Below are 18945 nucleotides of genomic sequence, written 5' to 3' on the forward strand. Positions count from 1 at the left end.
TTGCTCCGCTGGAGCTTTTTATCTTCGCCAAACGTTTTTTATAAATATGTCGTCCCGCTGGGACTTATTTTCTAGAACTCGTATCGCTTCGGAGAAGCGAAATATTTATAGAAAAATCTGAATCATCTACATAGAGAGCTCCAGCGGAGCGAAATATTTATCAGGTTAACAAATATGATTCTATAAATATGTCGCTCCGCTGGAGCTTTTTATCTTCGCCAAACGTTTTCTATAAATATGTCGCTTCTCCGAAGCTTTATAATCCTAAGCTTTACAATATGTCATCCCTCTGCTATAAATATGCCGTCCCGCTGGGACTTATTTGATATGACAATATAAATTTCGCCTAATTATCGAACTCATCATTAAAACCAACCCCAAAACCAAAAGAATGCTGAAAATCAAAATACTTTGAAAATATCCTGTAATACTTCCTTCTCCAAAAAAGAAGAACCAACCTTGAAGAAACAACAAAACTTCTGTCAAAACATATCCTAAAATAAAACACTTCACTCCTATTTTTAATGTTTTAGAATTGGTATAAAGCATTTTATTCTGAAGCAGAATTCCAAACAAAAATCCAGTTATGATTCCCAAAGTCGTTAAATGAATAAAACCAATTACAAAATTTCGAATTTGATGTGAAACTTCTGCTAGATTGGGAAAAAGAGTCAGCAATTGAATTCCAACTTTCAAAAACAAAGAACATAAAGCCAAACCGTAAACCATTTTAGTAGTTTTATTTAATCTGCTTTTGAAATCAATAATTTGTGGTTTTAGCATTTTATAGAAATAAATAAAAGCTCCCAATTGCATTAAAACTCCCAAACCATTGATATAACTCAAACTATCATTTTCGATAAACCAGCGAACTGGAAAACAAACCGTTAATAGCGTAGAAACAATCATTAGAAAGTAAAACTTCTTAAACTTTACCTCATCAATTTTATTTTGAAATTGTTTTAAAAACAAAGCCAAAATTGCCAATATAAACCATCCATTAAATTGAAAATGAAGAAAAAACTGAATGGCAATTTGATAAAAAGCACTTTGTTTTCCTAGCATGCTTACGGCTGGTCCAAGACACCAAACTCCGAAAGTCGATAAAATCATAAACAGAATCGAAACCAACAAAAGTCTTTGTGATGGCGATTTATCTTTGACACAATCTTTCCAAACCAAACGGCAAAAAACATAGCTCAACAAAATATGCAGTGTTGAAAAAACAATCGAAAACAAAGCATAACCTTGAATAGGAAATGCAATCATCATTCCGATTACTGAAAATTCTGTCAGCCAAAATAAGCGGTTGTAAATGGGTTTCTGGCTTTTTTCTTTCGGAATAAAAAAATGAACAACCAAAACATAAACGATCAAATAAACCCAGCCTAACATCGCAACATGCGAATGCGCATGAAGCAGAAAGCTATAATTAAAAAAATCTAAAGGAAAGAGATACATAAACCGCATTAATAATCCGAAAACGCAGGCAATCAGAAAATTAAAAAAACAGGAAAGTATCCAACTTTTTTGAGAATTCATTTTAGAAATATTTTTTAAACACATAGAAACATAGATTTTATATTTCATACACAATCTTGTCATCCTGACGAAGGAAGGATCACACTAGAAATTCCGCAAAGTATTTCTCAATCTTTGTCGATTTCCGAGTGTGATTTCTCGTTCCTCGAAATGACAAACGGTGTAGCAAAACCCAATCCATTAAAAATAACATTTCTTGAAATAGAAAACACCGATAATTATCATGTTTAGATATTTTATCGGTGCTTTTCGAACTATTAAAATTAACCTTTATTCTACTTCAACAAAGTCTTTTTCTAAAACAACTGCTTTTGGAAACAAGATATTATTTTCCAAATGAATGTGTTTGTGCAGATCTTCTTCAAATTCTTTCAGCATCGCAAAAGTCACTCTGTAAGTCGTACAAGCATCCGCTGGCGGAGTGTAATTGTTTGTCAATTCGGCAATTGCTCTAAAACGCTCTCCTTCATTGTCGTGTTCGTGCATCATCATCGCAATTGGATTTGAAACTGTTCCGAATGATGGTTGAGATAAAATCCCGTCAGATTCTTTGGTTTTTATCATTCGTTTTACAAAAGGAAATAAAACCAATTCTTCTTTTTTCATGTGCTGAGATAATTCACCTGCACAGCCAATAAATAATTCATTAATCTTGAATAATTCAGGATGATTTGCGCCGTGAACTTTGCATAATTTATCTAAAAACGGAAGCAAAACGTTTGTTTTTTCTTCTACATAACGATGATGTGTTTTCTCTATATAATCTGCCAATAAATCTAAAGGCCATGAATTGAAATCAATACTTCCGCTATTTTCTGATTGCACAACTTGCAATACATTTTCTAATAAAGCATCTGCATCTATGTTTTGTTTTTCGCAAACTTCAGTAACTGTTCTGTTTCCTTTGCAGCAAAAATCAATTCTATATTTAGAGAAAACTGCCGCTGTTCTAAAATCTTCAGCTACAAACGATCCTATTGTTTTGTTTTTTAAATTTTCCATGTTACTCTATTTTATATTTTGTGTATTTTATTTTTTGTTTTTTAATGTCAGTTCAAATACAAACCAAGCCATTGTGATAAACCCGATTCCGAAAATTGAATCTCCAATGGCACGAAGCCATTTTAAAGTAATCATTTCTGGTTGCTGCATTAATTCTGAAGAACGTGCGTACCACATTCCGTGATTGATACTTTCAATTGCCTGCCAAACTCCAATTGGTAATAAGCTTAGAATTGCCATTAGAAATAAACCAATATTTAAAGACCAGAAAGTGATTTTTAGCAGTCTGTTATTCCAACTTACATTTCGGTACAAACTTCTCAATACAAATAATACCAAACCGATTCCCAACATTCCATAAACTCCAAATAAAGCTGTATGTCCATGCAAAGGCGTTGTATTTAATCCCTGAACATAATACAAGGCAATTGGCGGATTAATAATGAATCCGAAGATTCCGGCTCCAAGGAAATTCCAAAAGGCCACAGAAATCATGAAATAAATGGGCCATTTATAATCGGCGATCCATTGCGTTGATTTTGAGATTTTATAGTTTTGATACGCTTCAAATCCAATTAAAGTCAACGGAACTACTTCTAAAGCACTAAATGTTGCACCTAAAGCCATAATTGCAGTTGGTGTCCCAGAAAAATACAAGTGGTGGAATGTTCCTAAAATACCTCCAGACATGAAAATAATGGTTGCAAAAAGAACATTTAGCGTTGCGGTTTTTGTTTTTAATAATCCTAAACGAACAAATAAGAATGCAATTACAACTGTTGCAAATACTTCGAAGAAACCTTCAACCCAAAGATGAACAACCCACCATCTCCAATATTCTGCAATGGCTAAATTGGTTTGTCTTCCCCACATTAATCCTGCTCCGTAAAACATGGCAATTGCAGTACAAGAAACTAAGAACAAAATGATTAGGTTTTTCTCTTCTGTTTTTTTCTTTAAAACTGGAATCAACGGGCGAATCATTAATGCCAACCACAAAAACAATCCAACTAAAAGGAAAATCTGCCAGAAACGACCTAAATCAACATATTCGTAACCTTGATGTCCGAACCAGAAATTCTGAACTAAATTCAGTTTCTGCATTACGCCAAACCATTGTCCAGCCATTGAACCTAAAACAATAATTAGTAAAGCGACAAATAAGAAGTTAATTCCAAAACATTGAAATTTAGGATCTTTACCTGAAACTGCAGGCGCAATATATAATCCTGTTGCTAGCCAAGCTGTTGCAATCCAGAAAATAGCCAATTGTGTATGCCATGTACGTGTTACGGCATAAGGCAGGATTTTATCTATCGGGATTCCATACAAACCATTTCCTTCCACTCCGTAGTGCGCTGTGATAATTCCGAAAACCATTTGTAGAACCATTAACAAACTTACAATCCAGAAATATTTGGTCACCAATCCCATAGATTTAGTTTTGCCTTGCTTAATAAGCGGATCTTCTTTTGGAAGCGGAAATTCTTCTTCTTCACCCGATTTTGCGTGATAGAAAACTAAGATTCCCACACTTAAAATCAATAAAATAATACTTACTCCAGACCAAGCTAAAAGTTCTGTTGTGGCGGTATTTCCAACCAATTCATCTGACGGCCAGTTGTGCGTATAAGAAATAGTATTATCAGGACGATTGGTAACTGTTGCCCAAGTTGCCCAGAAGAAAAAGGCATTCATTTTATGCATTCTCTCAGTATCTTTTATAGCGTTTTTTGGAATCGCATATTCTTCTCTCAATTTATCGAATTTCGGATCATTCGTAAAAAGACCTTTATAATATTCGCTTAAATGCTCAATCGCTTCTAAACGGTTTTCAGAAATAGTCAAAATACCTGTGTCTGAATTATAACGATTGGTTCTTAAATCTTTCTGAAGACGAATTTTTAAAGCCGATTGTTTTTCAGCATCCAATTCCTCATAATTTTTATTAAAATCTTTTTGAGCATAAATATCAAGTATAAAAATGGCTTCTCTATGCAGCCAATCTGCGGTCCAGTCTGGGGCCACATAGGCGCCGTGTCCCCAGATAGATCCCACTTCCTGGCCTCCTATACTTTGCCAGATATTTTGTCCGTCTTTAATTTCGCTTTCGCTAAAAACAATTTTTCCTGAATCTGAAATAATCTCTTTCGGAACCGGCGGTGCCTGCTGATAAATTTCATATCCATAATAACCAAGCACGGCAAATGAAATACTCATTACCAATGCAAATACTATCCATAATTTTTTTTCTCTTTTCATTTCTCTTGGGGGAAATTTATAAATAAAAGACAATTTTATCTTTTATTGGTTTTAAAAAAAACTCCAAACCTATTTTCAGCATTTGGAGTTTATATTATTTACTCAACAATTAATACACCTTTCATCATAGCCACGTGGCCAGGGAAAGAACAAATAAATGGATAAGATCCTTTTTTATCAATTGTAAACTCGATTGTATCTTCTTCTCCACCACCAATTAATTTAGTGTGAGCAATCACTGAAGCTTTTTCAGATTCTGGAATATAATCTGTTGCTTTGGCATCATTAGCTTTTAAAGCAAAAGCAGCTTGATCTGTTCCTTCTTGTAAAATCACTAAATTGTGTCCCATTGCTTCTTTTGGAATTTTTCCAACGTGTTTCAAAGTCAATTTGATTGGTTTTCCCGCAACAGCTTTCAATTCATTTACATTAAATTGCATTTGATCATTTCCTTCAATAACTAATACATTTTCTTCAGCAGCTGGCGTTACTGGCGCAGCTTCTCCTTCTGTAGACGGCTCAGTTGTTTCTGTTTGATCAGCAGGAACTGTTTCTTTTTTACCGCAAGAAGTAACTGCTAAAAATCCCATAAGGATCAGTATCGAAATTTTGGTTTTTGTATTCATTTTTAAGATAATTTATTAAAATATTATTATTCGTTTATGTTTAATGTCTTTAGGAAGAAATCGCCTGATTTTACGTCTGTGGCCAATTGTTCTAAAGTCGTTTTTGTCAGCATTTCTAAAAGAAGACCGCGTATTTTTTTAAACTCATGATGAACTGGACATGGATGCTCTTCTGAACATTCTTTTAACCCAATTCCGCAACCGCTGTATATTTTATTTCCATCAATAGCGTCAACAATCTGAATTAATTTTATGGATTTCGATGCCTCTGGCGAAACTTCAAAACCGCCTCCTACTCCTTTTGCAGAATGAATGATTCCGTTTTTTGTCAAAATCTGCATAATCTTGGCTGTAAATGGTTCTGGAGAATCGATCTCTTTTGCTACATCTTTTATTCCAACTCTAATTCCTTTAGAAGATTTGGTTGCAATAAATATTGACGCTCTAATTCCGTATTCACACGCTTTTGAAAACATACATTCCTTATTAATTCTCAACAAAGATATGGAGGTTTTATATAAAAGACAAATTTATCTTTAATTAATTTTTGAAACGCCATATATTATTTATAATGAAACTAATTAGTACCCATAAAATCACTTATTCATCATTCGATTCTTATAAAAACCAATTTTAATTTTAACTTTGATAGTATTTAATTTTTAATATTAAAATAATGCCTTTAAGCAATTCAAAAGATTTAAAACTGGCAGTCCTTATTGATGCAGACAATGTGCCATACAGCAATGTAAAAGGTATGATGGAAGAAATTGCAAAATTAGGAACACCAACGACGAAAAGGATTTATGCCGATTGGACAAAGCCAAATGCAAATGGCTGGAAAGGCGTTTTATTAGAACATGCCATTACTCCTATTCAGCAATACAGCTATACGGTTGGAAAAAACTCCTCAGATTCTGCTTTGATCATTGATGCAATGGATTTGCTTTATTCTGGAAAACTGGACGGATTTTGTATCGTTTCCAGCGATAGTGATTTTACGCGTCTAGCAATCAGGCTTCGCGAATCTGGCATGAAAGTAATTGGAATTGGTGAAAAGAAAACGCCTAGTTCTTTTATTGTGGCATGCGACCGATTTATTTACATTGAGGTTTTGGATGGAGCAATTCAAAAGAAAAAACCTAAAACAGCGACTGCAGATACCAAAAAGCCAATTGAAAAACCGACCGAAAAAGCACTTCATAAAATTGACAAACAGACTATTGAACTGATTGAAGCGACCATCGAAGATATTGAAGATGATGATGGCTGGGCATTTCTTGGAGATGTCGGAAATCTGATTGTTAAGAAAAAACCTGAATTTGACCCCCGAAATTATGGTTTTTCTAAGCTGACGCCAATGCTTAAATCATTAACAGATATTTTGGAAATCGACGAGAGAGAGTCAGACAAAAAAGGAATCAAACACGTTTATGTACGTTTAAGATTCAACTAATTATCGCATTTATTACCTATTTAATTTTTTAAAACATGAGAAAAAAATTCTTTATTTACGGATTCTTATTGTTTGTACTTGTTGCCGCAATTTATTATTACACCGAGCGCGGATTTTTATTAATTATTATTCTACCTATATTATTAATTGTTGGAATCTACAATGCCCTACAAGAAAAACACGCTATTTTACGAAACTTCCCTGTTTTGGGTTATTTCAGATATCTGTTTGAAATGATTGCACCAGAGATCCAGCAATATTTTATCGAAAGATCTACAGACGGAAAACCTTTTTCTAGAAACCAGCGTTCATTAGTATATCAAAGAGCAAAAAATATTGATTCGAGCACGCCTTTTGGAACGCAATTAAATTTAAATACAGAAAATTACGAAGGAATCAAACATTCTATTTTTCCAGCAAAAGTCAACGAAGAATTGCCTCGCGTCTTAGTAGGCGGAAAAGATTGTAAACAGCCTTATTCGGCTTCTTTATTCAATGTTTCTGCTATGAGTTTTGGTTCTCTAAGTGAACATGCAGTTCGTGCCATTAATATTGGTGCTAAAAAAGGAAATTTCTACCAAAATACAGGAGAAGGCGGATTAACAGAATTTCACCTTGCTGGAGGCGGAGATATTACTTGGCAAATTGGAACTGGATATTTTGGATGCCGTGATGCAGAAGGCAATTTCAGTCCAGAAAACTTCAAGGAAAAAGCCAATCTTCCAAATGTAAAAATGATCGAAATTAAGCTTTCTCAAGGAGCAAAACCTGGTCACGGAGGTGTTCTTCCTGCTAAGAAAAACACTGAACAAATTGCTAAAATTAGAGGCGTTGTTCCGCACACTATGATTCTTTCTCCTCCTGGACATCACGCTTTTTCTGATGCTAAAGGATTAATTCATTTTATAAAACAATTACGCGATTTATCTAACGGAAAACCAATCGGTTTTAAATTGTGTATTGGAAATACTGCTGAGTTTGAAGCCATCTGTCAAGAAATGATCAATGAAGATATCTATCCAGATTTCATTACCGTTGATGGTGCTGAAGGAGGAACTGGCGCTGCTCCTCTTGAATTTGCAGATGGAGTTGGAATGCCTTTTGAACCTGCATTAATTTTTGTAAATAAAACTTTGGTGCGTTTAGGAATTCGTGATAAAATGCGAATCATTGGAAGCGGGAAAATTATTTCTGGCTATTCTATTTTACATGCTATTGCATTGGGTGCTGATATGTGTAACAGTGCGAGAGGATTTATGTTTTCTTTAGGCTGTATTCAGGCTTTAAGATGCCATAATAATGAATGTCCAACTGGAGTTGCCACTCAAAACAAAATGCTGATGAAAGGTTTGGTTGTTACTGATAAATCAGAACGCGTATATCACTTTCATAAGAATACGCTTCATGCTGCAAATGAACTTTTAGCAGCTGCAGGAAAAAGCAGTTTTGCTGATGTAGATATCAATATTTTCATGCGTGGTGATGAATTTTCTAATTTATCTGAACAGTATTTCCCTGATAATCTGAAAAACGTTACTCAATTCTCATAAAAAAAAGCCTCTTCACAAGAAGAGGCTTTTCATTTAAAATTCATATTTCAATTATAATTTTGCTGTTTCCTTGTTTGGTTCAGAGGTTCCTTCTAAAACCGCTAATTCTTCCTGATCAACTAATTGCTGTGCTAAAATAACATTATTATAAGCCAAGAAATAAACATCAAACTTTACTCCTTCTGCGATAAGAGATGGAGAAATTTGATCATTCTTTATCATATCTTTCAATAAAGCAGGAAAAGATTCTTTGTAAGCTAATTTATTTGCATCATTTTCTTCTAAATTGGTTTCGATTCTAATTTCAATCCTATTATCGTTTAGAAAAGCTTTTGCAGTTGTACTAGTAATACCATTCCCTTTTATCGAAGATGAATTATTGTAATTACTTACATGTTCCTGAATTTTCTGCTTGGTATTTTTACAGCTAATTAAAAATAATGCAAAAGCAAGCGCAAATGCGATTTGGGTAATTTTTTTCATAAATTTTTGGTTTTAATAGTTATTTTTAACTCAAACATAACTAATTAACAACAAAAAAACAACATTCAATTACAGAAAACGCATATATAATTCTTTGAATACAAACCAATTATACTCTCAAAAAGGCAAACATTTGTAAGAATAAAAACCTTTCTTTTACACTTAATTTTTAGTCATAAATACAAAAAAGTCTCTTTAAATAAATTATAAAGAGACTTCTAATATGTAAGAATTAAAATGATTTGTTTTTCAAAAAAAACTCAATCTATTATTTCAAAAAATCTTTTAGAGATTCGCCAGTCAGCACTTCTTTATCCAAAACTGTATTATCATTTGCCAGAAAATAAACATCAAATTGAACTCCTTCTTCAATTAATTGTCTTGGAATTTGATCTTTATCAATCATCAATTTTATCAATTTAGGAAAAGAAATTACAGCCGCCGATTTATGAGCTTCGTTTTGTTCTAAATTGGTTTCAAATCTCAGTTCAATTTTATCATCGTTAATATAACCTCTTGCAGTAGTAAGTGTTACATTATCGGCTCTAAAACTCGGTGCAATCGATTTGTTATATGTAACAACATACTCTTGGAGTTTTTGTTTGGTGTTTTTACAGCTTACCAATAGTACCGCAATAGCGATAACAAACAAAATTTGGCTAATTCTTTTTATCATAACTTTAGTTTTTAAACTAGATACAATTTAGTCATTATATTTGATATTCTTTACCAATTTCAATTAAGAAAGATTTATACTTTCTATAAATCTTTATTTTTTCTGCTTCATATTTTGAAGTAAAAAGTCTAAAGCTTTAGTTTTTATAAGATCTTTAGAAAGTGTACTGCTTTCAAATTCAAAAAATGTCTGATAATCTTTTTCTTTACTTTGAAAGACCAATGCGTATCCATTGAAAGTTGTATTTTCTTTAGAAATCTGATAAGAAATAGTCTTTGTCATACCTATAGTATTTTCAACTTTAAATTTCTTAAGACTACTATACTTCTTTAAACCTTTAAAGCCATTTTCTATACTTTCTTTGGTTTCAAAATCATGAATAAAAATAGTCAGATTTCGAGGAGATTTAATTGCCATTCGCAACGAATCATCATGATTGTTTTGCAAATAATATTCTTTCGGTACATTTAACTGTGTCTTTATATCAATAAAAACTATAGTATCTTTTTTAAGTTTGCTAAATCCGTAATCATCTTGTTCCATAATAGAAAGACTATCCAAGGCCCCATAACTTTTATAAAACAAATTGTTTGAACGTCTATTCTTTTCAAACTGTGCAACTTGATTATTAACTTCTCTTTCTTTCATTAATTCTTCAGCCTTCTCTTGAGTTATAACATAAGGTTTCAGATCACTGTTAACCAAACTATTACTACTCCTATTGCTATTTGAACAGGTAGAGACAATTCTAATTAAGCTTACGATAATAAAAATGACGCTAAGAACTGTTCTCCAGCTTGTTGATTCGCTGCTCATTATAGTTTAAGATCTTTTTCTGTTAAAACTAAACTATTAATCATTTTACCTTTAGCATCGAAATATTCATATTTAATATCTTTAATACCATAGCGCTGTATCATAGAAGCTACTTTCTGAATCTGACCTTGTCTTAAAATACTTTCTTTAACTAAAGAATTAGCCGTATTATCTTTTAGTATTTCAATTATATCTTCTGGCATCTCTACCTGATAAACGAGCTGGTTTTTATCATTGTGATAAATTTTTAAAATCTTGCTACCATCACTATTTTTTAATGGCATATTTCTATTCATCATAACTAACATCTCTCCAAGTTCAGAACCTCCATTAGGCGTTACTGATTCTAGCGAAACTGCTGGTTTACCTGCATTCTTTTTGATAAGCGCTTCAAGTTCTTTCTTGTCTATTTCGAATTCAGCAATTGACGTGTTATCGTTAGCAAGAAAATCAACTTTAATAACAACACCATCTTCAATTAGACCTTTTATTTCTCTATCTGTCGAAAACATTTCTTTAAGAAAATTTGGAAACAGCTGTGAATACATAGATTTATTATCAGCAGTTGATTCTATTATAGTTTCCATAGTAATCTCTATCCTTTTTTGATCAAGAAATGCCTTTGCTTCAGTAGAGGTAATGATGTCATTACTAAAATTAGCTGCAGATTTGTTGTAAGAGTTTACAAATGCTTGAATCTTTTGTTTAGTATCTCTACAGCCTGAAAAAGACAACAAAAGGGTTGAAACAATTAAGATTTGGGTAATTTTTTTAATCATAGCTTATTTTTTTGGTTGGTAATTGTAAATATTTTACTGCAAAAATAGCTAATATTACCGCTTTCGCAAATGTTTTTAGATCTATAAGCTATTTTATTTTCTGAAGTCTTAAAAGCGCTTCTAAATAATAATAATCTGCGTAATTTATAGAACAATCGATCTCACTTCCTGCAGGTTTATGTCCTGTTGAATGCAATAAAAACGCTGAATTAACATCATGACTTTGATAATGATCTGAAAGTGACACAATCATCTTTTTAGCTTTTGTCAAATATTCAGCTTTTAAATTCTTGTCTTTTGTGTACGAACTTAATTCTAAAAGTGCCGAAGAAACAATTGCTGCTGCAGAAGCATCTCGAGGTTCGTTCGGAATATTCGGTGCATTAAAATCCCAATACGGAACTAAATCTTCTGTGGTTAATTTATCTAAATAAACACGTGCTAATTTATGAGCAAAATCTAAAAACTTAACGTCTTTTGTTTCTCTATACGTCATTGTAAAACCATAAATCGCCCATGCCTGACCGCGTGCCCACATACTATCGTCGCTATATCCTTGCGCTGTTCTTCCTTTTATTTTTTTTCCAGTTTCGAAATCGTAAATGATAACATGATAAGAAGTATTATCTGGTCTGAAATGATTTGCCATTGTAGTTTCGGCATGTTTTACAGCAATATCATATAGTTTTTTGTTCCCTCCGTTTTTTGACGCCCAAAACAAAAGCTCCAAATTCATCATATTATCAATGATAGTATTATGACCGCCCATTTTATTGTGAGGCCAAGATTGGATTGTTCCCACTTTTGAATTAAAAAGTGTTGCAAGCGTATCTGCAGTTTTGAGAATGATTTCTTTATACTCTTTGTTTTTGGTTAATCGATATCCGTTTCCGAAACTATTGAAAACCTGAAATCCTAAATCATGGTCTGCGGCTTTAGTAACCGATAAAGGTGTTAGAAAACGAGTAAATTTATCAGCTTCTTTTTCCCATTTTTTATCTTTTGTAGCTTCATACAAAAACCATAATTCTCCAGGCCAAAATCCGCTTGTCCAATCTTTGTAGTCAACAAATTTCCATTCTTTGCTTCCGTTTGGAACTGTTCGTGGAGACGTTCCGTCGTTCGGAATTACCTTTAAGGTTTTCGAAGCTTGTTCTGCGCAATAATCCAATTGCTTCTTAATATTAAATGTTTTGTCTTTTTGAGAATAACCTTGATTTCCTAGAATAAACAATGTGGCAATCAGGGTGAAAATTTTTGCATTCATGTGGTCGATAGTTTGTTTAATCGATAAATTTAGGAAATAAAACAAATCTAATTGGGTTTTGTATTTTTTGTTACCTAAAAGTGGATTATTGATGTACTATTTTAAGGCATAAGATTTAGTTTGTCATTCCGAGGAACGAGGAATCGCACTCGCAGATCGACAAAGATTGGCGAATTACTTTGTGGAATTTCTCGTGTGATTCCTCGTTCCTCGGAATAACAAAACATCTCGTAATTTCTTTAAAAAAATTACTCTAAATTTGCCTTAACCAAAACCCAATCTCAACTTGAACAAAACTAGAATTACCTATTTCTTAATCTTTCTAAGCATTATTTTTCTCGGAATCCTTTCTAGAAAAATCTCATTTATTCCTTTATGGATTGGCGATTTTCTATATGCTGTTATGATTTATTTTCTAGCTCGAATATTTCTTCCATTTAAAAATGCTTTCACAATTGCATTACTTTCTGTATTGATTTGTTATGGAATTGAATTTCTTCAGCTTTATCAGGGAGAATGGATGATCGAGCTTAGAAAAACACTTTTTGGAAAATATGTTTTAGGACAAGGATTTCTTTGGGAAGATATTCTGGCTTACACTTTTGGAATTATTGTCGCTTTTTGTATTGAGAAAATAACTTTGAATTATATCAATCAAAAGTCTGTGTAATTTTTTCGATATTTAAGCTGTTTGCCATTGCCATGAATATTTGATGATACGTTCCTTTATTATCATATAATTCGTCATGAGTTCCTTTTTCGACACATCTTCCCTTTTCTAAAACGATAATATTAGAAGCGTCTATAATCTGAGAAATACTGTGGGATATGATAATTACGGTTCGATCTTTTTTGATGGCATCTAAAGACTTTTTAATTTGTTCTGTTGCTATAGCATCCAAACTTGCCGTTGGTTCATCAAGGAAAATGATTGGCGGATTTTTGAGAAACAATCTAGCAATTGCAATACGCTGCTGCTGACCGCCCGAAAGCAAATGTGCATCAGAATCATAACCTTTTGGCAATTGAATAACCTGCTCGTGAATATAGGCTTGCTTTGCGGCTTCTATAACTTCATCTTTTGAAGCTTCTGGTTTTCCATATAAAATATTCTCTAAAATTGTGCCTTTAAAAATGTGATTTTTCTGAAGCACCAAACCAATATTTTTACGCAGAAAATCGGTATTGTATTCAACCAAGTCAACTCCATCCAAAAATATCTGACCAGAGGAAGGCAAGTAGAATTTATCCAGCAAATTAATAATGGTACTTTTTCCAGCACCGCTTAATCCAACCAAAGCTGTGGTTTCATTTGGTTTTACTGTAAAATTAATATCATAAAGCGCTTGTGTTCCGTTTGGATATACAAAATCTACATTTTTCACTTCTATTAATCCAAGAATTTTTTCTGGGATATAATTACCGCTGGTTTCTGTTTCATGCTCTGCTTCTAAAATATCAAAGAATCCTTCCGAATAAATTAGTGCATCATTTACTTCGTCATAAATTCGGTGTAATTGTCTAATTGGCGACGAAACATTATTAAATAGCATAATATGAAACATAATTGCACCAATCGTCATTTGATTATTCAAAACGAAATAAGCAGTCAGAATAATGATAATTACTACTCCAATCTGCTCTACAAAACTTTTAATGCTTTCAAAAATAAAACTGGTTTTTCTGGTTTGCAGCTGATTTTCGGTCATTTCAAACTGAATCTTTTCATGTCGATCGGCTTCTGTCGATTCGCGTACAAAAGATTTAATTACCGTTATCGATTCAATTAAACTGATGATTCCATTATTTTTAGTTTCGCGATACTTGCGCATTCTTCGTCGGAATCCGCTCAATCTCGTTGCTTGCAATTGACTGATGTAAAAATAAATCGGAATAATACATAAACTTACCAAACCCACATAAACATTGGCGTAAAACATAATTACTAAAGCCACAAAAGCGTTAGCAAACAAAGGCAGGATATCAATAAAGAAGTTTTGAACCAAACGGGTTAAACTGCTAATTCCGGCATCAATTCTAGTTTGAAGTTTTCCGCTTTCATTTTCATCCGAAGTATAAAATTCCATTCGATAGCTTAGAATTTTTTCTACTATGGTTTGAGAAATGTCACGTGTAATGAAAATACGAAGTTTTTCACCATAGAATTTCTGTCCAAATTGAACTACGGAATTAACCAATTCTTTAGTTAATAAGACAATACTAATAATTCCGAGTAAATGGAATCCTTTAGATAAAGGTTCATGCGCAACCATCAAATTATTTATAGTATCGACAGTATATTTTAAAATCACAGCATTTACCTGTGCCGCAAACGAACCCAAAAAGGTTAACAGTAAAGTTGCAATTACCATTTTTCTGTACGGCTTTACAAAAGGCAGGATTTTTTTATAAAGTACTGATAATTGCATTTATTTGAATTTTAGCTAAGATATCAAATATAAGAATTCTAAATTTGTGTTGAAAATCATTTAAACATATAAGTCTATGAAACTCGTTTTCGCTTCAAACAACAAAAATAAAATTGCAGAAATTCAAAGCATGCTTCCAGAAAGCATTAAAATATTAAGTTTAGAAGACATTAATTGTTTAGAAGATATTCCAGAAACTGCAAACACCATTGAAGGAAATGCGATTTTAAAAGCAGATTATGTAACCGAAAAATATGGTTATGACTGTTTTGCAGATGATACAGGTTTAGAAGTAAATGCTTTAAATGGTGAACCTGGAGTTTATTCTGCACGTTACGCCGGCGAACAGAAAAATGCGGATGATAACATGAATAAATTATTGGAAGCATTAAAAAACGAAGAAAATAGAAGCGCTCAGTTCAAAACCGTTATAACTCTAAACCTAAACGGAAAACAATATTTATTTACCGGAATCGCCAAAGGAGAAATAACATTAACCAAAACTGGTACAAATGGTTTTGGATACGACCCAATTTTCAAACCTGAAAACTTTGACAAAACCTTTGCCGAATTGTCTTTAGAGACCAAAAATACTATAGGTCACCGTGGAAAAGCAGTTCACCAACTAATTGATTTTCTGAGCACCACAAAATAATTGTTTAAAATACAACATTTTAGTAGCTAAATTTTACATTTTACGACGTGTTTTTTCGCATATTTCTTCATTTAACGTGAAAATTTATTTCAACAAAAACGTAACTTTTTGATAATCAAATCATAACAAATACATAATTCTTAAAATTGCATTAGTTTATCTGAATAATTAGCAGTAATTTTGCACCCTATTTTAAAACACATATGAATAAATTTGAACAATTAGGATTGAATGAATCGTTACTGAAGGCGATTTTAGATCTAGGATTTGAAAATCCGTCAGAGGTACAGGAAAAGGCGATTCCCCTATTATTGGAAAAAGACACGGATATGGTTGCGTTGGCTCAAACAGGGACAGGGAAAACGGCAGCTTTCGGTTTTCCGCTAATTCAAAAAATTGATGCCGACAACAGAAATACACAAGCATTAGTTTTATCGCCAACACGCGAGTTATGTTTACAGATTACTAACGAACTTAAAAACTACTCTAAATACGAAAAAGGTATTAATGTGGTAGCAGTTTACGGAGGAGCTAGTATAACAGAACAAGCAAGAGAAATAAAGAGAGGTGCACAAATTATTGTGGCAACTCCAGGAAGAATGCAAGACATGATTAACAGAGGTTTAGTTAACATTAAAAACATAGATTACTGTGTTCTTGATGAGGCTGACGAAATGTTAAACATGGGATTCTATGAGGATATCGTATCTATTTTATCAGATACTCCAGACGAAAAAAGCACATGGTTGTTCTCTGCGACTATGCCGCAAGAGGTTGCTAGAATTGCAAAACAATTCATGAGCGAACCATTAGAAATTACTGTAGGAACTAAAAATTCAGGTTCTTCTACAGTTTCTCACGAATTTTATTTAGTTAATGCTCGTGACCGTTACGAAGCTTTAAAACGTTTAGCTGATGCTAATCCAGACATTTTCTCAGTAGTTTTCTGTCGTACAAAAAGAGACACGCAAGCTATTGCTGAGAAGTTAATTGAAGATGGATATAGCGCCGCTGCGTTACACGGAGATTTATCTCAAGCGCAACGTGATGGTGTAATGAAATCATTCCGTGGAAGACAAATTCAGATGCTTGTTGCTACTGACGTTGCTGCACGTGGTATTGACGTTGATAACGTAACTCACGTTGTAAACTATCAATTACCTGACGAAATTGAAACGTACAACCACCGTTCTGGTCGTACTGGTAGAGCTGGAAAATTAGGCACTTCTATTGTAATCGTTACAAAAAGTGAGTTACGTAAAATTTCTTCTATCGAGAGAATCATCAAACAAAAATTCGAAGAAAAATCTATTCCATCTGGAATCGAAATCTGCGAAATTCAGTTATTGCACTTAGCCAACAAAATTAAAGATACTGAAGTTGATCACGAAATTGACAACTATTTACCAGCAATCAACAATGTTCTTGAAGATTTATCTAAAGAAGAATTGATTAAGAAAATGGTTTCAGTAGAATTTAACCGTTTCATCGCTTACTACAAAAAGAACAGAGATATTTCTACTCAATCTTCTGGAGAAAGACGTGAAAGAGGTGATTCTGAGCCAAGAGAATTCAATAATAATGGAGCAGTTCGTTATTTCGTAAACATTGGTTCTAGAGACAACTTTGACTGGATGTCATTAAAAGATTACTTAAAAGAAACATTAGACTTAGGTCGTGATGATATCTTTAAAGTTGATGTAAAAGAAGGTTTCTCTTTCTTTAACACTGACCCACAGTTTACAGATAAAGTAATGGACGTTTTAAACAATGTTCAACTAGAAGGTCGTCGTATCAATGTTGAGATTTCTAAAAATGATGGTGGAGGAAGACGTGATCACAACAACCGTGGTGGAGGAAGACGTGATTCTAACAGAAGAGATGGAAACTTTGCTCCAAGACGTGAAGGCGGATTTAGAAGTGACAGAAATTCTTCTAGAGACGGAGGTTCACGCGAAGGCGGATCTCGTGACGGAGGTTTCAGAAGCGACAGAAATTCTGCTCCAAGAAGAGAAGGTGGTTTTAGAAATTCTGCTCCAAGAAACGAAAATGGAGGTTCAGACAGAGCTCCAAGACGTTCAGAAAACTTCGGCGATAGCTCAAGACCAAGAAGATCTAGAAGAGATTAATAATTCAATTTCTTAAAATACAAAATCCCAAATTCCAAACATACCTGGAACTTGGGATTTTTTTTATACGAGAATTCATTCTCTTTAAATGAGTTTTGCAATTCAAAAAAGCAATACTGCAGCCTTTGTTAATTTTCTTATAATTAAATTCATAGACAGCGAAATATTTAATCCCGATTTACTACTTTTAGAGCTTTAAATCAGGATATGAAATATTTCGCAGTTTTCTTTTTTACACTTCTCGCTAACTTTGGATTTGCGCAAGATACGCAAGATACACAGCCAACAGTTCCACAAAGAGTTTCAGGTTACGTTATCAACGATGACAGCAAACAACCTCTTGCAGGCGTAAACATCATTAACACCAATAAAGTCCGTGGTGCAAAATCTGACGAAAAAGGGTATTTTGAAATTGACGTACAAGTCAACGATACGCTTCATTTTTCTATTCTAGGATTTCAATCGCTAAGAATCAGAGTTACAAATGACTGGATTAAAAATAAAGTAACAAGAATTCAGCTTACTGAAAAAGCAATTGCTTTGGAAGAAGTTGTTATTGCTCCTTTTTCTCTGACAGGATATCTTGAAATTGATTCTAAATTAATTCCAACTAAAGAAAACTACCGTTATAGCATTTCAGGTCTTACGCAAGGTTATGAAGCTGGAGAATATGCGCCAAATGCTTTTGGAAAAGTCCTCGGTTCGATTTTTAACCCCGCCGATATGCTCTATAATTTCTTCGGAAAAAATGGTAAAGAACTCAAGAAACTGAAGGAAATGAAAAAGGACGATACTGTTCGAACACTTTTAGAATCAAAATACGATCGTGAAACGGTTGCAGTATTGTTAGGAATCAGCAAAGACGAAATTCCTGAAATTATGCATCGCTGTAACTATTCTGATTCTTTTATCCAGACTGCTAATGATCTACAGATAATGGACGCAATAAGTGCTTGTTATGAACAATATAAAGTATTAAAACGTAATTAAAACTTAATACAAATAAAAACATCTAAATCCTCAATTTTAAAAATTGGGGATTTTTTTTGACGTTTCGGATTTTAAAAGCCCTACATTTATAACAAAATCAAAAATTATGGCAAAAGGTCAAGACGCTAAAAAAACAGCAAAAAAAGAACCGTTAAAAACGGCTAAAGAAAAGAAAGAAGAAAAGAGAGAAAAGAAAAATGCTCCTAAGAGGGATTAATTTTAGTCTCAGTTTACAGTCTCAGTTTACAGTTCATTTAAACTGATTACCGAGACTGCGACTGAA

The 18945-nt window shown here is 33.2% G+C and carries 17 protein-coding genes; 6 read left to right on the forward strand and 11 right to left on the reverse strand.

Annotation, left to right across the window (positions count from 1 at the left end):
* Positions 1-318: 318 nt before the first annotated feature.
* The 5 genes from V6624_RS02525 to V6624_RS02545 all read right to left on the reverse strand — a co-directional run bounded on the left by V6624_RS02525 (position 319) and on the right by V6624_RS02545 (position 5908).
* Positions 319-1542: a hypothetical protein gene (locus V6624_RS02525; RefSeq protein WP_338840754.1), complete on the reverse strand. Its 1224-nt coding sequence runs from the start codon at positions 1540-1542 to the stop codon at positions 319-321.
* A gap of 270 nt (positions 1543-1812) precedes the next feature.
* Positions 1813-2544: an iron-sulfur cluster repair di-iron protein gene (ric, locus tag V6624_RS02530; protein ID WP_338840756.1), complete on the reverse strand. Its 732-nt coding sequence runs from the start codon at positions 2542-2544 to the stop codon at positions 1813-1815.
* A gap of 27 nt (positions 2545-2571) precedes the next feature.
* The gene (locus V6624_RS02535; protein ID WP_338840757.1) at positions 2572-4806 is read right to left on the reverse strand and encodes a nitric-oxide reductase large subunit; all 2235 of its coding nucleotides are present in this window, start codon (positions 4804-4806) and stop codon (positions 2572-2574) included.
* Between the two features lie 98 nt (positions 4807-4904).
* Positions 4905-5432 (reverse strand): azurin, encoded by a 528-nt coding sequence (gene azu / locus V6624_RS02540; RefSeq protein ID WP_338840758.1) that lies wholly within the window; start codon positions 5430-5432, stop codon positions 4905-4907.
* Between the two features lie 26 nt (positions 5433-5458).
* Positions 5459-5908 (reverse strand): Rrf2 family transcriptional regulator, encoded by a 450-nt coding sequence (locus tag V6624_RS02545; protein ID WP_338840759.1) that lies wholly within the window; start codon positions 5906-5908, stop codon positions 5459-5461.
* Between the two features lie 200 nt (positions 5909-6108).
* Between V6624_RS02545 and V6624_RS02550 the strand changes: the two genes are divergently transcribed.
* Positions 6109-6888: an NYN domain-containing protein gene (locus V6624_RS02550; RefSeq protein WP_338840760.1), complete on the forward strand. Its 780-nt coding sequence runs from the start codon at positions 6109-6111 to the stop codon at positions 6886-6888.
* A 35-nt stretch (positions 6889-6923) separates the two neighbouring features.
* On the forward strand, positions 6924-8438 hold the full coding sequence (locus tag V6624_RS02555; protein WP_338840761.1) for an FMN-binding glutamate synthase family protein: 1515 nt from the start codon (positions 6924-6926) through the stop codon (positions 8436-8438).
* A gap of 51 nt (positions 8439-8489) precedes the next feature.
* On the opposite strand, the gene V6624_RS02560 is transcribed toward V6624_RS02555, so the two are convergent.
* The 5 genes from V6624_RS02560 to V6624_RS02580 form a co-directional block, all read right to left on the reverse strand.
* Positions 8490-8921: a hypothetical protein gene (locus V6624_RS02560; RefSeq protein WP_338840762.1), complete on the reverse strand. Its 432-nt coding sequence runs from the start codon at positions 8919-8921 to the stop codon at positions 8490-8492.
* A gap of 268 nt (positions 8922-9189) precedes the next feature.
* Positions 9190-9597 carry a hypothetical protein gene (locus V6624_RS02565; protein WP_338840763.1) on the reverse strand — a complete coding sequence of 136 codons (408 nt, stop codon included), beginning with the start codon at positions 9595-9597 and terminating at the stop codon, positions 9190-9192.
* Positions 9598-9690: 93 nt separating this feature from the next.
* Positions 9691-10413 carry a hypothetical protein gene (locus V6624_RS02570; protein ID WP_338840764.1) on the reverse strand — a complete coding sequence of 241 codons (723 nt, stop codon included), beginning with the start codon at positions 10411-10413 and terminating at the stop codon, positions 9691-9693.
* Positions 10413-11192 (reverse strand): hypothetical protein, encoded by a 780-nt coding sequence (locus V6624_RS02575; protein ID WP_338840765.1) that lies wholly within the window; start codon positions 11190-11192, stop codon positions 10413-10415. Before V6624_RS02575 ends, V6624_RS02570 begins: the two co-directional genes overlap by 1 nt.
* An 88-nt stretch (positions 11193-11280) precedes the next feature.
* Positions 11281-12459, reverse strand: coding sequence for a glycoside hydrolase family 88 protein (locus tag V6624_RS02580; protein ID WP_338840766.1), 1179 nt, complete (start codon positions 12457-12459; stop codon positions 11281-11283).
* Between the two features lie 286 nt (positions 12460-12745).
* On the opposite strand from V6624_RS02580, the gene V6624_RS02585 reads away from it, so the two are divergent.
* Positions 12746-13129: a DUF2809 domain-containing protein gene (locus tag V6624_RS02585; RefSeq protein WP_338840767.1), complete on the forward strand. Its 384-nt coding sequence runs from the start codon at positions 12746-12748 to the stop codon at positions 13127-13129.
* On the opposite strand, the gene V6624_RS02590 is transcribed toward V6624_RS02585, so the two are convergent.
* Positions 13110-14888 carry an ABC transporter ATP-binding protein gene (locus V6624_RS02590; RefSeq protein WP_111286736.1) on the reverse strand — a complete coding sequence of 593 codons (1779 nt, stop codon included), beginning with the start codon at positions 14886-14888 and terminating at the stop codon, positions 13110-13112. The genes V6624_RS02585 and V6624_RS02590 overlap by 20 nt on opposite strands.
* 76 nt (positions 14889-14964) lie before the next feature.
* On the opposite strand from V6624_RS02590, the gene V6624_RS02595 reads away from it, so the two are divergent.
* From V6624_RS02595 to V6624_RS02605, 3 genes are all read left to right on the forward strand, one after another.
* Complete coding sequence (locus tag V6624_RS02595; RefSeq protein ID WP_338840768.1) at positions 14965-15543, forward strand: non-canonical purine NTP diphosphatase; 579 nt, start codon at positions 14965-14967, stop codon at positions 15541-15543.
* Positions 15544-15746: 203 nt separating this feature from the next.
* A complete protein-coding gene (locus V6624_RS02600; protein WP_111286740.1) occupies positions 15747-17672 on the forward strand; it encodes a DEAD/DEAH box helicase in 1926 nt (641 codons plus the stop codon).
* A 207-nt stretch (positions 17673-17879) separates the two neighbouring features.
* The gene (locus V6624_RS02605) at positions 17880-18662 is read left to right on the forward strand and encodes a carboxypeptidase-like regulatory domain-containing protein (protein ID WP_111286742.1); all 783 of its coding nucleotides are present in this window, start codon (positions 17880-17882) and stop codon (positions 18660-18662) included.
* Positions 18663-18945 lie beyond the last annotated feature (283 nt).

Origin of the sequence: Flavobacterium ginsenosidimutans, from assembly GCF_037478105.1 — a bacterium.
In the GTDB taxonomy this organism is placed as follows: Bacteria; Bacteroidota; Bacteroidia; order Flavobacteriales; family Flavobacteriaceae; genus Flavobacterium; species Flavobacterium ginsenosidimutans.

Bases quoted from the DNA above. Each gene is read 5' to 3' on its own strand.
- V6624_RS02525 (WP_338840754.1), bottom strand. From the start codon at position 1,542: ATGAATTCTCAAAAAAGTTGGATACTTTCCTGTTTTTTTAATTTTCTG.
- ric (WP_338840756.1), bottom strand. From the start codon at position 2,544: ATGGAAAATTTAAAAAACAAAACAATAGGATCGTTTGTAGCTGAAGAT.
- V6624_RS02535 (WP_338840757.1), bottom strand. From the start codon at position 4,806: ATGAAAAGAGAAAAAAAATTATGGATAGTATTTGCATTGGTAATGAGT.
- azu (WP_338840758.1), bottom strand. From the start codon at position 5,432: ATGAATACAAAAACCAAAATTTCGATACTGATCCTTATGGGATTTTTA.
- V6624_RS02545 (WP_338840759.1), bottom strand. From the start codon at position 5,908: ATGTTTTCAAAAGCGTGTGAATACGGAATTAGAGCGTCAATATTTATT.
- V6624_RS02550 (WP_338840760.1), top strand. From the start codon at position 6,109: ATGCCTTTAAGCAATTCAAAAGATTTAAAACTGGCAGTCCTTATTGAT.
- V6624_RS02555 (WP_338840761.1), top strand. From the start codon at position 6,924: ATGAGAAAAAAATTCTTTATTTACGGATTCTTATTGTTTGTACTTGTT.
- V6624_RS02560 (WP_338840762.1), bottom strand. From the start codon at position 8,921: ATGAAAAAAATTACCCAAATCGCATTTGCGCTTGCTTTTGCATTATTT.
- V6624_RS02565 (WP_338840763.1), bottom strand. From the start codon at position 9,597: ATGATAAAAAGAATTAGCCAAATTTTGTTTGTTATCGCTATTGCGGTA.
- V6624_RS02570 (WP_338840764.1), bottom strand. From the start codon at position 10,413: ATGAGCAGCGAATCAACAAGCTGGAGAACAGTTCTTAGCGTCATTTTT.
- V6624_RS02575 (WP_338840765.1), bottom strand. From the start codon at position 11,192: ATGATTAAAAAAATTACCCAAATCTTAATTGTTTCAACCCTTTTGTTG.
- V6624_RS02580 (WP_338840766.1), bottom strand. From the start codon at position 12,459: ATGAATGCAAAAATTTTCACCCTGATTGCCACATTGTTTATTCTAGGA.
- V6624_RS02590 (WP_111286736.1), bottom strand. From the start codon at position 14,888: ATGCAATTATCAGTACTTTATAAAAAAATCCTGCCTTTTGTAAAGCCG.
- V6624_RS02595 (WP_338840768.1), top strand. From the start codon at position 14,965: ATGAAACTCGTTTTCGCTTCAAACAACAAAAATAAAATTGCAGAAATT.
- V6624_RS02600 (WP_111286740.1), top strand. From the start codon at position 15,747: ATGAATAAATTTGAACAATTAGGATTGAATGAATCGTTACTGAAGGCG.
- V6624_RS02605 (WP_111286742.1), top strand. From the start codon at position 17,880: ATGAAATATTTCGCAGTTTTCTTTTTTACACTTCTCGCTAACTTTGGA.